A 13,897-nucleotide genomic window follows, 5' to 3' on the forward strand; every position below is an offset into this window, starting at 1 on the left:
CCCGTCATGGCACTTCCTGAGCCGGTCGCAGTTCCTCGACCGGCGGTTGCGGCGAGCGGCGGCGCAGCGGCGGCAGGCACAGCTGGGCGGACCAGATGCCGGCCACCGCGACGAGCGCCCAGAACACGTTGGTGCTGGCGGCGTAGACGACGCCGCCGATGATCGGGCCGAGACCGTTCCCGGCCGTGATGGTGGCGCCGTAGAGGCCCTGGTAGCGGCCGACGAGATGGGCCGGGGCCAGGCCGCCCATGTACGCCGCGGCCATCGAGGCGTAGAGCATCTCCCCCGCCGTCCACAGCACGACCGTCGCGCCGAGCCACACCATCGAGCCCGCGAAGACGGTCAGCGCGAGGCCGACGCCGGTGAGCAGGTTGCCCACCGCGAGCACGTACTCGGGCCGGCGGCGGGAGACGGCGGCGGTGATCGGCAGCTCGAAGACGAGCACGAGCAGCCCGTTGAGGCCGATCAGGAAGCCGAAGTTCGCCGGCGTCAGCCCCGACGCGGTCACGTGCAGCGGGAGGCCGACGGACGACTGGATGTACACCGCCTCGGCGACGAACGTCATCGCCAGGAACCGCCGCAGCCTCCGGTCGGCCAGCGCCACCCGGTAGCCGCCCGCCTCCTGCGGCGTGGCATCCGCGTCCGCCTTGGCGTCCGCGTAGGCCGCCGGGTCGTGGACGAAGACGGCCGTCACGACCGCGAAGACCAGCGCGGCGAGCGCGTTGCTGTAGAACATCCACTCGTACGACACGGTGGCCAGCACGCCGCCCACGACCCCGCCGATCGCGGCGCCGATGTTCATCGCGAACCGGAACACGCCCGCGGCGGCGAGGCGCTGGCGGTGGTCGAGCCCGTCGACGAGCAGCGCCGCCGCGGCGGGCCGGTAGAGCTGCGAGGCGACCCCGACCAGCCCGACGAGCACCACGAGCACGACGAGTGGGCCGGCGAGCGGGATGCACGCGGTCAGCGCGGCGGTGGCGAGCCCGGACAGGGTCATCGTCCAGCGCCGGCCGAGGTGGTCGGCGAGGTGCCCGCCGACCGCGTTGCCGAGCACGTTGCCGAGCCCGGCGACGCCCAGCACGAGGCCGGACATCCACGGCGAGTGGTGGGTGACGGTGACGTACAGGACGATGAAGATCGGCAGGAAGTTCCCCGCCCGGTTGACGAGGATGCCCGCGCTGACCAGCCATACCCGTGCCGGAAGGTGGCGCACGGCGTCGCGGAAGCGTGGCTCCGCGCTCATCGGACCGGCTCGGTCTCGATGCGCAGCGCCGCCACGAGCCGCTCGCAGTTGGCGATCGCCTCGTCGGTGGTGGCGCCCCGGGCGATCACGTGCCCGACCCGGTCCTCGCTCCAGCGCAGCTCGCGCACGACGTCGCCGGGCTCGACCTCGAGCTCCACCTCGACCAGGTCCGGGTCGCCGGCGATGACGTCCTCGCCGTGGATCGCCACGACCCGGCCGGGCGGCGGGGTGAGGAACCGGATCGCCGCCCCCTGCACCGCCGCCGGCCGTCCCGGCAGCGGTTCGACCAGGCCGAACGGGATGGCGAGCGCGTAGCGGTCCATGTCGACGCCGTACGCGAGCTCGGTCAGCTCGTTGATCCGGTCGCCGCCGACCCGGTTGTGCGACTCGATGATCCGGGGCCCGCGCGAGGTCAGCTTGAGCTCGGTGTGCGCGGGGCCCTCCTGCAGCCCGACCGCGTCGAGGAAGCGGTGCACGAGCGCCTCGACCTGGGCCAGCAGCTCGGCGGGGTGCCGGCTGGGCGTGGAGTGGCCGAGCTCGACGAAGGCCGGGCCGGTGACCTTGTCGGTGATGCCGATGACGACGTGGCGGCCGGCGAAGCTCAGCGACTCGACGCTGATCTCGGGGCCGTCGAGGTACTCCTCCATGAGGAACGCGTCCATCGGCCCGGCCAGGTCGATGGCGTCGAAGGTGGTGCCCAGCTCGTGGTAGCGCGCCACGACCGGGGCGAGCTCGGCCTCCTCGCGCACCACGAAGACGCAGATGCTGCCGGCCTCCCGGGTCGGCTTGATCACCACCGGCAGCCCGTGCTCGGCCACGAACCGGCGCAGGTCGTCCTCGCCGCGCCCGACCGCGTGGGCGACCGGGCTGATCCCGAGCGCATTGATGTGCCGGCGCATGAATGACTTGTCGAGCAGCATTTCGACGGTGGTCACCGAGTTGCCGCCGAGGCCGAGCATCTCGTCGATCTTCGCGGCCGGCAGCAGCCCCAGTTCGAACAGCGAAACGACCTTGCGGAACGGAAACGCCTGGTGCAGCGCGCGCACCAGCGGCAGCAGCCGGTCGAGGTCGGAATAGTCCAGCAGCAGCGCCTGCGACACGTATTCCCAGTGCTCACGGCGGTACGAATTCGGGTACTGCACGTAGACGACCCGCAATCCGAGGTCGTGCGCCTTCTCGACGATCTTCGTCTTGCCGCCGATCACGAGCACCGCCGGCCGTACGTCCGCGTCCTCGACCGCCTTTTTTGTGTTCGCCGAGGTAGCACGAGCCGCGTCATCCACCATGGTGAATCTCCTTCAATGAGGTCCGCGGTGAATCGCGACGGCCCGCACCCATCACCATTCCGGTGATCGGCATTTCGGCCAGCTTGGCGCGATCCACCTTGCCCGGACGGTTCAGGGGCAGCATGTCGAGCCAGACATAGAACCGGGGCAGCATATAGCTCGGCAGGCGGTCGCGGAGGATATTCACCAGGTCCTCATCGGCGGATGGCGCACCCGTCAGATAGGCGACGATTGCCGTTCCGCCGGGCGCCCTTTCGTGTATCAGGATTGCGGCGTCGATGACGCCCGGGCAGTCGCGCAGGGCGTGCTCCACCTCGCCGATCTCGACCCGGTGCCCGTCGACCTTCACCTGGTCGTCGAGGCGGCCCAGATAGACGAGATTGCCGTCCGGCCCGAGCATGGCGCGGTCTCCCGTGGCGTACATCCGCCCGCCCGGGACGTCGGCGAGCGGATCGGGCAGGAACGCGGCGGCGGTGCGGGCCGGCCGCCCGAGATAGCCGCGGGCGAGCGCCGGCCCGGCGATGCAGACCTGCCCGGGCTGCCCGGCCGCGACCTCCCGGCCGTCGTCGTCGAGCAGGTGGATGCGCACCCCGCGGATCGGCCGGCCGATCGGCGTGCGCTGCGGGGTGGCGGGGTCGCAGCGGTACCAGGTGACGGCGACCGCGGCCTCGGTCGGGCCGTAGCCGTTGTGCACGACCATGGCGCCGGCCGCGTCGGCCAGGCCGCGCCCGTCCAGCTGGGAGCTGCCGGTGATGACCAGCCGCACGCCGGCCGCGGCCAGCCGGGGCAGCAGCGCGCGGCCGTACGGCCCGACCAGCGCCGCCGGCAGGTCCAGCACCGTCGCGCCGAGCTCCCGGGCGTCGCGCACCAGGCGGGTGCCCTGCAGCTCGCCCGGCGCCGGGATGGCGACCGCGGCCCCGCACGCCAGGGCCATCAGGCAGTCCTGCATGGTGACGTCGACGGTCGGCGCGGCCGTCCACAGCACCACGTCGTCCGGCCTGATCAGGTCCAGGTCGTAGCGGCAGGCCCGGATGCAGTTGACGATCGCGGCGTGCGGGACGCCGACCACCTTGGGCCGCCCGGTCGAACCCGACGTGGTGATGGCGTACGCCAGATCCTGCGGGCCCGGCACCGGCAGGCCTTCGCCGGCCGGGAGGTCACCCGGATCGTCGAGGATCACGTCGGCTTCGGTGAGGACCAGCGCGCAGCCCGCCTCCAGCAGCACCTCCCGGTTGCGCTCGGGCGGACCGTTGGGGTCCATCGGCAGGCAGGCGGCGCCGGCCCGGATCACGGCCAGCAGCCCGATCAGCGCGTGCGGGCCGCGCTGGATGGGCATCGCCACGACCGTGCCCGGGCCGGCCCCGCGGGCGTGCAGCCGGTGCGCGAGGCGGGCCGTGTCGCGGCCGAGTTCGGCGTACGTCCACGTCCGCCCGGGCGTGCGCACGGCCAGGGCCTGCGGCTGCCGCCGGACGTGGTGGGCGAACAGCTCGCCGACGGTCTCGCTCACGCCGTACCCCGGCGCAGGCTCAGCGGACGCAGGTCGGTCCAGACCTCGTCGATGTGGTCCAGGCACTCCTGCCGGGTCCCGGCCGGGCCGGTGGCCCGCCAGCCCGGGGGCGCGTCGCGGTCGGCGGGCCAGATCGAGTACTGCTCCTCGTCGTTCACCACGACCCGGAACTCCCGCTGCTCGTCGTCGAACATCCTTCTCCCTCAGTCCTGCCGCTCGTCGAAGATCCACCGCAGGGCTTCCGGGAGCATCGCCTCCCAGGCGGCGTAGGTGTGGCCGCCGGCGGCGGTCTCGGTGCGCGCCACGTGGCCGCGCTCGGCCAGCTCCGCGCCGGTCTTGCGGGTCGCCTCGACGAGGCTGAGCCCGTCGTCGAGGAGGATGTCGGCCTCGTCCCGCCCGGCGGCGAGATAGAACCGCGCCACGCTGGGCTCGTCCGGCTCCGACGCAACGAGGTGGTGGTCGGTGAGCGGGCCGGAGATCGCGGCGGCGCCGTCGAACCGGTCCGGGCGGCGCAGGGCGGCCCGGATGGCGGCGACCGCCCCCAGGCTCGCGCCGAGCGCCGTGGCCCGCTCCGCCCGGCAGCGCTCCCCCAGCCAGTCCCGCAGCTGCGGCAGCACCTCGTCGGCGAGGACGTCGACGTAGCCGTCGGCGAGCAGTTCGGTGCGGCGGGCCGCCCAGTCGGCCGGGCTGACGAAGGCCGCCGCGGTCACCGGGATCTGCCCGTCGAGGGTGAGCCGGTCCAGGATCACCGGCAGCCGCATGATGTCCACGAACTCGGAGCCGTCGAGCACGACCAGCAGCCGGCGGACCTCGGCCGCCGGGTCGGTGCCGGAGACGAACAGGTCCAGCCGCCGGTCACCGCCGAGGGCCGCGCTCGACCAGTCCCGCCGGTGCAGGCGGTGCTCCCGCGACGCCCCGGCGAGGTCGGGCTCGCTCTCGCGGAGCAGCGCTTCGGCGTACGCGGCCGGGGTGCGGTGCTCCATCATCAGGCGCAGCGGGACCTCCCGGCCGAGCAGCGCGCGGACGGCGGCGGTGGCGCGGGGTACGAGCAGCGAATGCCCGCCCTGCTCGAAGAAGTCCCCGTGCACCGGCGCCGGCCGGCCCAGCACCGCCGACCAGGCCTCCACCACCCGGGCGGCGAGCCCGGTCGCCGGCGCATCGGCCGCATCCGCCGCCGCGTCGACGAGGACCGGCGGGAGCGCGGGCCGGTCGACCTTGTGGTTGGCGGTCAGCGGCAGCCGCGGCAGCTCGATGACGTGATCCGGCACCATGTACGCCGGCAGGGTCGCCCGCAGCGCGCCGCGCAGCTCCGCCCGGTCCACAGGCTGGTCCGCGACGACGTAGGCGGCCAGGCACGGCCCGGTGCCGAGCTCCGCCCGTACGACGACGGCCGAGGTGATGCCGGGCCGGCGCAGCAGCGCGTGCTCGATCTCGCTGGTCTCGATGCGGAAGCCGCGGATCTTGACCTGGCGGTCGGCGCGGCCGAGGAAGTCGATGTCGCCGCCGGGCAGGTAGCGGCCGAGGTCGCCGGTGCGGTACATGCGGGAACCGGGCGGTCCGAAGGGGTCGGGCACGAACCGGTCCGCGGTCAGTCCCGGCCGGCCCTGGTAGCCGCGGGCGAGCCCGTCGCCGGCCAGGTAGATCTCGCCGCGCATGCCGACGCCGGCGGGGTTCAGGTCGCGGTCGAGGACGTACGCGCGGGTGTGCGGCACGGCCCGCCCGATCGGCACCCGGCCGCCGTCCACCGCGCCCTCGAAGACCGTGGCGAGGACCGTGCACTCGGTCGGGCCGTACGAGGCCGTCACCCGGCAGCCGGGCAGCGCCGCACGGGCCGCCGCGAAGCTCTTCGGGTTGACCACGTCGCCGCCCGCCACGAGCTGGCGCAGGCCGGTCAGGAAGTCCAGGCCGCCGTCGACGAGCAGGTCCAGCTGCGGCGAGACCACCTTGAGCGTGGTCACCGCGAAGTCGCGCACGACGGTGGGCAGGGACTCCTGGAGGGTACCGGTGCCGGCCACCACGACCCGCCCGCCGTGCGCCAGCTGCGCCCACTCCAGCGCGGCCACGTCGAAGGAGAGCGGCCCGGCCTGGAAGAACGTGGTGCCCGGGCCGAGGTCGAGGTACCGGGGCGCGCCCGCGCAGAGCCGGCTCAGGCCCCGGTGCGTGACCGCCACCGACTTCGGCGCGCCGGTCGAGCCGGACGTGGAGATCAGGTACGCCAGGTTGCCGGGGCGCGCGGCCGCGGGTGGGTTCTCGGCCGACGTCCCGCGCAGGTCCAGCTGATCCGGCTCCAGCACGGGCGTGGCGTGCTCCGGCAGCGCCCCGCGCAGCGACGCGCTGACGACGGTCAGGACGGCCGCGGCGTCGTCGAGCAGGAACCGCAGCCGGTCGGCGGGCAGCGCGGGGTCGAGCGGCAGATACGCGGCGCCGGCCTTGGCGATGGCGAGCAGCACGACGTACCGATGGACGCTGTGATCGAGGCAGACGGCCACGACGCGCTCCGGTCCGGCGCCGCGGCTGAGCAGGTGCCGGGCCAGCCGGTTCGCCCGCTCGTTGAGCTGCTGGAACGACAGGCGCCCGGCGCGTGCGGCGATCGCCAGCGCCTCCGGCCGGGCCGCCGCCTGCGCCTCGATCAGCTCGACGACGGTCGTTTCCGGTGCGGGGCTCGGGTCGTTGCCGGCCCGCAGCCGCTCGACCTCGGCGGCCGGGGTCAGGGGCAGCGCCCGCAGCGGCGTGTCGGGTGCGGCGACCGCCAGTTCGAGCAGCCTCGTGTACCGCGAGGTCAGCGCCTCCACCGGCGCCCGCTCGAAGAGGTCGGGGCGGTACAACATGGTCACCTGCAGCCGCCCGTCGACGGGCATCGCGGTGAGCGACAGGTCGAACCGGGCCGTGGCCGGGACCTCGGGGTACCACCAGATCGGCGCGTTCTCCAGCTCGGTGAGGCTGAGCCGGTCGCCGCCGTAGTTCACGGCCACGTCGAAGACCGGGTTGCGCCGGTCCGCGGTGCCGCCCCGCAGCGCCCCGACGATCTCCTCGAACGGCGCGTCCTGGTGCGCGTCGGCGGCCATCCAGGCGTCCCGGGTGCGCACGATGAGCTCGGCGAAGGTCAGCCCGGGACCGGCGGTGTCGACGAGCACCGGCACGGTGTTGACGAAGAAGCCGACGACGTCCTGCAGGTCGCGGTGCGGCCGGTCGGAGACGATCGCCCCGACCACCACGTCGGCCTGGCCGGTGTGGTCGGCGAGGGTCTTGGCCAGGGCGGCCATCACCACGATGAAGGGCGTCGCGCGGGACCGCCAGGCCAGGGCCGTCAGCTCGGCGGTGATGTCCGCGGACACCACCGCCGTCACGTCGGCGCCGGTGCCGTCGGCGGTCGCCGGGCGCGGGCGGTCCAGCGGCAGCTCCGGCCGCTCGCGTCCGCCCAGCGTCCCGGTCCACCAGCCCAGCAGCGCCTCGAGCCGCTCCCCGGTCAGGAACCGGCGCTGCCAGGCCGCGTAGTCGCCGTACTGCACCGGCATCGGCGGCAGTTGCGCCGGCCGGTCCTCCAGCGCGGCGTGGTACAGCTCCATCAGATCCCGCGGCAGCACGTCCATCGACCAGCGGTCGGTGACGATGTGATGCAGGGCCATGTAGAGCGCCGGGCCGTCCTCCAGCTCCGCGCCGACCACGCGGAACAGCGGCGGGCGGGCCAGGTCGAACGGCTCGGTCGCGGCCGCCTCGACCGCCGCGACCCAGTCCCGTCCGGCCCAGGTGATCGGAACTTCGACATCGTCCTGCACCTCCTGCGCGAGGGTGCCCCGCGCGCCCAGCACGAAGCGGGTGCGCAGGATCTCGTGCCGCCGCACCAGCCCGCCCAGCGCGGTGGCGATCGCCTCCGGGTCGAGGCCCTTCGGGAACCGCCAACCGCCATGGATGTGGTACTGGTCAGGCGCGGATCCGAGCTCGCGCAGCCACCAGAGCCGCTCCTGGCCCACGGACAGCGGGTAGTGGCCCGGCTCGCTCCCGCGGGTCAGCGGGTCCGGATTGGCTGGACGTTTCTCTCGTCGAGGCATCGCACCTGGCCCAATACAGAGGTTTCGGACAGACTTCCGGGCTGAGATCAGGCGAGCGTGTCTTCGCGGGCGCCGTCGATCGCGGCGACGATCGTGTTGACGCTGCGGAACGTCTCGTGCTGCAGCAGCTCGGTCGGCAGCTCGACGTCGAGGGCGTCCTCGAGGTTGAGCATCAGGCCCATGCAGGTCAGCGAGGTCATGCCGAGGTTCCACAGGTCGTCGTCGGGGTCCAGCGCGCGGCCGCCGACGTTGAGCTGGTCCTCGACGAGCTTGCGCACGACGTCCCGGACGGATTCCTCTGCTGTGCTCACCGCGCATCTCCAATGCCGCTGCTGGCCGGGGCCAGGACGGGGGTCTCGCCGCCGACGCGGCGCAGGTACCGGGCGACCCGGCGGGCTCCGACCAGGCTGCCCTCGGCGTACCAGAGCACGTCGGGACCGAGCGCGTAGTCGACGCCGAGCTTCTCGTAGGCCTCGGTGCCGCGGGCCCGGTAGAAGGCGGCCAGCTGGGTGGTCGTCATCTGCGGCGCGGCCTCGGCGCCGGTCTCGAACCAGGCGGCCATGTTGTGCTGCACGTACTCCTCGACCGACCAGTCGATCGTGCGGGTGACGATCGGGCGGCGGGTCGGGCTGAACATCGGGTCGATGGTGCCGGGCTTGCCCTGCAGCTCGTTGGCGACGTGCGTGGCCAGCAGCGGCGCGCAGTGGAAGCCGTCGCGGTACGTGCCGGTCATGAGGTACAGCCCGTTCATCGGCAGCCAGCCGATCATCGGGAAGCCGTCCAGGGTCACCGGCCGGTTGCCGCTGAGCCACTGCACGACCTCGTGCCGGGCGATCTGCTCGTCGAGCTGCTGCATGCCGTACTGCGCGAGGTAGCGCACGTCGGCGACCCAGGTGACGTTGGAGACGTCGTCGACGAGGCGGTTGGTGGCCCCGATGTACTCCCGCCCGGGCCCGGCCGGCACGACGTGCAGCCCGCAGGCGAAGCCCCGGTTCGGGGTCCGCACCACGCTGCTGAACGGCGTACCCGCGGTGCGCTGGGCGATCATCGCGAAGCCGAGGCCGGCGAACATCGGGATCAGCTCGAGGTCCGCGGCGACGGTGCGCACGAGGGCCTCGCTGCGCACGCCGACCGCGACGACGACGGCGCCCGCCTCGATGACCGTGCCGTCGGCCAGCTCGACCCCGGTCACGGCGTCGCCGGAGCCGATCAGCCGCCGGACGGTCGAGTCGACGAGCGTCGCGCCGGTCGCGTGCAGCCGGGCCTCGAGCGCGGCGAGCACGCCCCGCCCGTCCACGGCGCCCTCCTCGTGCAGGCACACCGCGCGCAGCGCCCGGGCGTCGGTCCGCGGCCGGAAGCCGGGAATGTCCTGCGGGTCGATCTCCGACCACGGCTTGCCGTACTCGTCGAGCGCCTTGAGCATCGACTCGAAGTTCACCGTGTCGAGCTCCGCGCCGATGGCGTTGAGCACCACGTGCGTCTCGGTGGCGACCTGCAGCGGGAACCCGGTCGAGGAGAACTCCTCCAGCCGGCGCAGCACGTCGGGCCAGCGCTCGTGGCCGCGGACCCCGAGCTCGAACCGGGTGCGCGCGGCGTCCGTGCGCAGCGACTCGGAGGTCGTCTCGCCGAAGCAGCCGAGCATCGCCCCGGCGGCCCGGCTGGCCCCGGCGTCGCGATCGCTGGGGCCCACCACGACGACGGAGCCGGCGCGGCGCTCCATCAGCTCGTCGGCGAGGAACAGCCCGAGCGCCCCGTTGCCGACGATGACGACGTCGGCCTGCCGCGGCACTTCGGCGCTGGCAACCTGACGGTGTTCCATTGGCATCCTCCGTACATTCCGTACACGGACATGCGGCATCGAATCACCGGTCGGAATACGTCCGGCGATTGGTATTTCCGTCAAAGGCGCGGTGAACCGGCCGGCCCCGTCGCCGGCTGGACAAATGCTGGGAGCTTTTTGTGAGTTGACCGCGAGCGAGAATCCGTTTTCGCGCATGCGCCGCCGACCTCCCTGCTCCAGGGCAGGGTAGGGCGGCAATGCGCGGTGCAAAGGAGGCCCGACGACCAGGCAGGATCTAGGCACGGCCGTGCGGCGGACACGATCGATTGGAATGATCAGTGAGACGCCGTGCAGATCTTGAGAGTCCCCGTTACCCCCGTCCGACAGCCGAATCCCGAAGGCCGATGAGGCCACTTCCGCTGTTCACGCCGCTCGCAATTGATCACTGAGCGACTTCATTGGGAAGCTTAGACGCGGCCGTCCGCGAGCCGCAACCCATCATTGACGTTTATCGGTTTTCTGCCGGGCGGCGTTTCCCCGCGCGTCACCTGCAACGATGATCGCCGATCTTATTTCTGGTCCTGCCGATCCCGCGCTGAGCAGTGGGTATTTCCTTGATTCGACCGTACCCAAATGACGTGTTGCCGCACGCACGAGATCCACGAATATCACTGTCGATTTTTGCGCACCATGCACACGCGGACTTCGCACCACCGGCATTGGATCACGGGACCGGCAACTCCGGCGGCAGGTTGCCCGGTTGCACGACTTGCACGAACTCGCATTTGTCCGGCCGCGCGTAACAGTCGCTTCCAGGCAATGTAAACGGGCCGATATTGTTTTCCCCCATACAACGATCTCCACGCCTTCCCTGGCCGGATCCCGTCGGTCTGTGGCATCCGGGCCACTGCCGCACCGGCGGCCGTGGATCTACCTTCGTCCCCCGTGAGCAAAATCCTGCTGAGCATCCACGTGCTCGCCGCGATCGTGGCCGTCGGGCCCGTGACGGTGGCGGCGAGCATGTTCCCGGCCGTGGCCCGGCGTGGCGACGGGGCCGCGTTGCGGCTGCTGCACCGGATCTGCGTGGTGTACGCCGCGCTCGGGCTCGCCGTGCCCGTGTTCGGGCTGGCCACGGCGGTGAGTCTCGGGGTGCTCGGCGACGCGTGGCTGCTCGCCTCGATCGCGCTGACCGTGGCCGCCGCGGCGCTGCTCGGGCTGGTCGTCCTGCCCCGGCAGCGGCGCTTCGTGCGCGGGGCCGCCGATGTCGCCGCGGCCGGGCGGCTGGGCATGGTCACCGGCGTGTTCAACCTGCTGTGGGCGGCCGTCGTGGTGCTGATGATCGTCCGGCCCGGGTCGACCACCGGGGTGTGAGGCGGTCAGGCGGCGGGCCAGACGTACGGCTCCTCCGGCTCGGCGTCGGGGAACAGGGGGCCGTAGAAGGCCGGATCCTTGCGTACCAGGGCGGAACGGTGGCTGCGGTGGACGTCCTCGCGCCCCAGCCACACCGGCAGCGCCCCGGCCTCGGCGAGCTCCTCCTGGGCCCGGGCCGCGCCCCGCTCGGCGAGCAGCGTGGCGGCGACGGTGTCGGCGTGCCCGAGGGCCGTCCACGCCGCGCACATCTCGAGGCCGTACCGCACGAGCGCCTCCTCGCACCCCGCCCACATCTTCACCGCCGGGTGGTGCCGCCAGCCGTAGCCGGGCACGACGAGGCCGCGCAGCACCTGGAGCGCCTCGACCCGCTGCTTGCCGAGCCGCCGCTGGTCGAGCACGGCGGCGGTGGCGGCGAAGTCCGCGTAGGGCAGGAACGTCTGCACACTGTCTTGGTACCCGGCGCCGCCGCTCGATACCGGGACTTTCGGCCCTGCCGGCGTTGTGTCGCGCGGCGCACGGTGGACGTATGAGCAGCAAGCTTTCTTTCGTGCGGCGCACGGTGGACCTGTGAGCGGCAAGCTTTCTTTCGTGCGGCGCACGGTGGACCTGTGAGCGGCAAGCGCCGTCCGGATGCGCGGTGCCCGCTCCGGCCGGGCGAGCCGTGCACGCTGTGCCACCCGAACGCCTCCGGACCGCAGGACTGCCCGATCGTGTACCTCGTGATGAGCGATCCCGAGCTGCGCGCCGGGCTGCACGCGTTCCGGCGGCGGGCTCAGGACGCCAGCACGGCCCAGCCCCGCGCGGGCAGCTGAACCCGGTCCCCGTCGAGCGTCCCGTTGCCGGCGGCGTGGGTGGTCGCGCCTGCCGACGGTACCGTGGCCGGTTCTTCCGCCAGATTGAGCGCCGCGATCAGCGCACCCTCGCCGGTCGCGGTGCGCAGCACGGTCTGGCGGTTGTCCAGGTGCACGACGTCCGTGTGGGCCCGAACGACCCAGGGCCGGTCGCGGCGCGCGGCGAGCAGCTCGCGGTGCACGCGCGTGAGGTCGTTGTCGGGCAGCGGCCGCTCCGGGAACTCCGGCCGCACCGCGTCGTCACCGCCGAGCCGCTCCTCCTTGACGCCGGTGAAGCCGTACTCGTCGCCGGCGTAGACGCTCGGCACGCCCGCCACGGTCAGCAGCACCGCGAGGGCGTGCGGCACGAACTCGGCCCCGACCGCCGAGGCGATCCGGGACACGTCATGATTACCGGTGAACGTGGCCGGAACGAACGCGGCCAGCAGGTCGTTGTGCCGCTTCAGCGCGTGCGCGAGCTCGAAGAAGTTCCGGTCGGCAATGCCGTGCCAGATACCCTGCCACAGCTCGTACTGCGTGACGGAGTCCATCGTGGACGCCCGCACGATGCCCGCGTAGTCGCCGTGGATGATCTCGCCCACGAACCAGGCCCCGGGGTGCCGCTCGCGCACGCGGGGCAGCACGGCCGCCCAGAACTCGTTCGGCACCGCGTAGGCCGCGTCGAGCCGCCACGCGTCGGCGCCCCGGTCCAGCCAGTGCGTCATGACCCGCACGACGAGGTCGGCGACGGCGGGCGAGGCGTGGTCGAGCACGACGAGCGAGTCATGTCCCTCGAATACGGCCGGGTTCACCAATTCCGCCACGAGCGGATGCCCGCGCCCGACGTGGTTGAACACACCGTCGAGCTGCACCCGCAGCCCGCGCGCATGGGCGGCGGCCACGAGCCGGTCGAAGTCCCCGTCGTCCCCGAGCCGCGGGTCGATCCGGAAGTGGTCGAGGGTGTCGTACCCATGCGTCTGCGAGGCGAAAATGGGGCCGAGCGCGATGCCGTCCAGTCCCAGCCCGGCCACGTGGTCGAGCCAGCCCTCGATCCGCCCGAGCCGGTGCGTCACGGTCTCGGCCGCCGTTTCGGGACGCACGGGCGCACCGGCGAAGCCCAGCGGGTACAACTGCCACCACATCACGGATAGTCAGCATAAACCGCGTCGAACCAGGCGGCCGCCGGGGCGACCTCCGCCGCCGGGTCGAGGGCCTGGAAGTGCTCGCTGCGCCAGCCGAGCCGGCTCGCCATCTCGTGAGCGACGGCCCAGCGCCACGCCTCCTCGCCGTGCCGCGAGCGTCCATAGTGGACCAGGGCGGCAAGCCCGGGCGCGCCGTGGCGGTGCCAGTCGGCGGCGAGGCAGGCCACGTCGGTGGCGCCGCTGCCGATGCCGAGGTTCTCCAGGTCGATCAGGCCGACGATGGTGTCGCCGTCGGTGAGGATGTTGCCGAGGTTGAGGTCGATGTGGACGTAGTCGAGCGCAGTCGCCGGCGTCCGTGACATGTCAACCGAATCGCGGACACGTTCACACAATGCCCGCGCGTCAGCACCGACGGCGGCGGCATTGGCCCAGTAGCCGGCCGCGTCGTCGCGGACCACCTGCGTGAGCCAGGCGTTGTAGTCGCTGCGATGCGGCCCGGCCGGCGCGGCCGGAATCCCCCGGCGTCGCAACTCGGGAATCTGCCCGGCGATGTACGGGAGCTTCTCGGGCAGATCCAGGTCGAGCCCCCACTTCACGACCACCTGCTCGCCGCGCCACCGCGCGAAGTAGGTGCGCCGCTGCCCGTGCTGGCCGGGCGTGGGCCGGAGATCCTCGAGCACGGCTCGATC

12 protein-coding genes are annotated in these 13,897 nt (G+C 72.8%); 2 read left to right on the forward strand and 10 right to left on the reverse strand.

All coding sequences use genetic code 11. The features are described from left to right. Positions 1-4: 4 nt before the first annotated feature. Genes ACQPZ4_RS28470 through ACQPZ4_RS28500 form a run of 7 tightly spaced genes read right to left on the reverse strand, consistent with a single transcriptional unit; the run spans position 5 to position 9,904 of the window. The gene (locus tag ACQPZ4_RS28470; RefSeq protein ID WP_433041714.1) at positions 5-1,243 is read right to left on the reverse strand and encodes an MFS transporter; all 1,239 of its coding nucleotides are present in this window, start codon (positions 1,241-1,243) and stop codon (positions 5-7) included. After that, on the reverse strand, positions 1,240-2,529 hold the full coding sequence (locus ACQPZ4_RS28475; protein ID WP_433041716.1) for an ATP-grasp domain-containing protein: 1,290 nt from the start codon (positions 2,527-2,529) through the stop codon (positions 1,240-1,242). Before ACQPZ4_RS28475 ends, ACQPZ4_RS28470 begins: the two co-directional genes overlap by 4 nt. Next, positions 2,519-4,036, reverse strand: a complete 1,518-nt coding sequence (locus ACQPZ4_RS28480) for an amino acid adenylation domain-containing protein (RefSeq protein ID WP_433041720.1) — start codon at positions 4,034-4,036, stop codon at positions 2,519-2,521. Before ACQPZ4_RS28480 ends, ACQPZ4_RS28475 begins: the two co-directional genes overlap by 11 nt. Beyond that, a complete protein-coding gene (locus tag ACQPZ4_RS28485; RefSeq protein WP_433041723.1) occupies positions 4,033-4,230 on the reverse strand; it encodes an MbtH family protein in 198 nt (65 codons plus the stop codon). Before ACQPZ4_RS28485 ends, ACQPZ4_RS28480 begins: the two co-directional genes overlap by 4 nt. Before the next feature lie 9 nt (positions 4,231-4,239). Next, entirely contained in the window at positions 4,240-8,085 is a 3,846-nt protein-coding gene (locus ACQPZ4_RS28490) for a non-ribosomal peptide synthetase (RefSeq protein ID WP_433041726.1), read from the reverse strand. 47 nt (positions 8,086-8,132) lie between these two features. Then, entirely contained in the window at positions 8,133-8,396 is a 264-nt protein-coding gene (locus ACQPZ4_RS28495; protein ID WP_433041729.1) for a phosphopantetheine-binding protein, read from the reverse strand. Further along, positions 8,393-9,904 (reverse strand): NAD(P)/FAD-dependent oxidoreductase, encoded by a 1,512-nt coding sequence (locus ACQPZ4_RS28500; RefSeq protein WP_433041732.1) that lies wholly within the window; start codon positions 9,902-9,904, stop codon positions 8,393-8,395. Before ACQPZ4_RS28500 ends, ACQPZ4_RS28495 begins: the two co-directional genes overlap by 4 nt. Positions 9,905-10,810: 906 nt before the next feature. Here ACQPZ4_RS28500 and ACQPZ4_RS28505 point away from each other — a divergent pair. After that, positions 10,811-11,236: a hypothetical protein gene (locus tag ACQPZ4_RS28505; protein WP_433041735.1), complete on the forward strand. Its 426-nt coding sequence runs from the start codon at positions 10,811-10,813 to the stop codon at positions 11,234-11,236. Positions 11,237-11,241: 5 nt separating this feature from the next. On the opposite strand, the gene ACQPZ4_RS28510 is transcribed toward ACQPZ4_RS28505, so the two are convergent. Further along, complete coding sequence (locus tag ACQPZ4_RS28510) at positions 11,242-11,679, reverse strand: MSMEG_6728 family protein (RefSeq protein ID WP_433041738.1); 438 nt, start codon at positions 11,677-11,679, stop codon at positions 11,242-11,244. Between the two features lie 165 nt (positions 11,680-11,844). Between ACQPZ4_RS28510 and ACQPZ4_RS28515 the strand changes: the two genes are divergently transcribed. Continuing rightward, the gene (locus ACQPZ4_RS28515; RefSeq protein WP_433041741.1) at positions 11,845-12,048 is read left to right on the forward strand and encodes a DUF6767 domain-containing protein; all 204 of its coding nucleotides are present in this window, start codon (positions 11,845-11,847) and stop codon (positions 12,046-12,048) included. Here the strand turns inward: ACQPZ4_RS28515 and ACQPZ4_RS28520 are convergent. Then, on the reverse strand, positions 12,009-13,208 hold the full coding sequence (locus tag ACQPZ4_RS28520) for an alpha-amylase family protein (RefSeq protein ID WP_433066687.1): 1,200 nt from the start codon (positions 13,206-13,208) through the stop codon (positions 12,009-12,011). The two genes, ACQPZ4_RS28515 and ACQPZ4_RS28520, sit on opposite strands and share 40 nt — an antisense overlap. Next, positions 13,208-13,888, reverse strand: a complete 681-nt coding sequence (locus ACQPZ4_RS28525) for a phosphotransferase family protein (RefSeq protein WP_433041744.1) — start codon at positions 13,886-13,888, stop codon at positions 13,208-13,210. Before ACQPZ4_RS28525 ends, ACQPZ4_RS28520 begins: the two co-directional genes overlap by 1 nt. Between the last annotated feature and the right edge of the window lie 9 nt (positions 13,889-13,897).

Origin of the sequence: Dactylosporangium sp. CS-033363 (assembly GCF_050942475.1) — a bacterium.
In the GTDB taxonomy this organism is placed as follows: Bacteria; Actinomycetota; Actinomycetes; order Mycobacteriales; family Micromonosporaceae; genus Dactylosporangium.

What these genes read in the sequence shown, in the direction of transcription:
- ACQPZ4_RS28475 (WP_433041716.1), bottom strand. Translation starts at nt 2,529, where the DNA reads ATGGTGGATGACGCGGCTCGTGCTACCTCGGCGAACACAAAAAAGGCG.
- ACQPZ4_RS28500 (WP_433041732.1), bottom strand. Translation starts at nt 9,904, where the DNA reads ATGGAACACCGTCAGGTTGCCAGCGCCGAAGTGCCGCGGCAGGCCGAC.
- ACQPZ4_RS28520 (WP_433066687.1), bottom strand. Translation starts at nt 13,208, where the DNA reads ATGTGGTGGCAGTTGTACCCGCTGGGCTTCGCCGGTGCGCCCGTGCGT.
- ACQPZ4_RS28490 (WP_433041726.1), bottom strand. Translation starts at nt 8,085, where the DNA reads ATGCCTCGACGAGAGAAACGTCCAGCCAATCCGGACCCGCTGACCCGC.
- ACQPZ4_RS28485 (WP_433041723.1), bottom strand. Translation starts at nt 4,230, where the DNA reads ATGTTCGACGACGAGCAGCGGGAGTTCCGGGTCGTGGTGAACGACGAG.
- ACQPZ4_RS28470 (WP_433041714.1), bottom strand. Translation starts at nt 1,243, where the DNA reads ATGAGCGCGGAGCCACGCTTCCGCGACGCCGTGCGCCACCTTCCGGCA.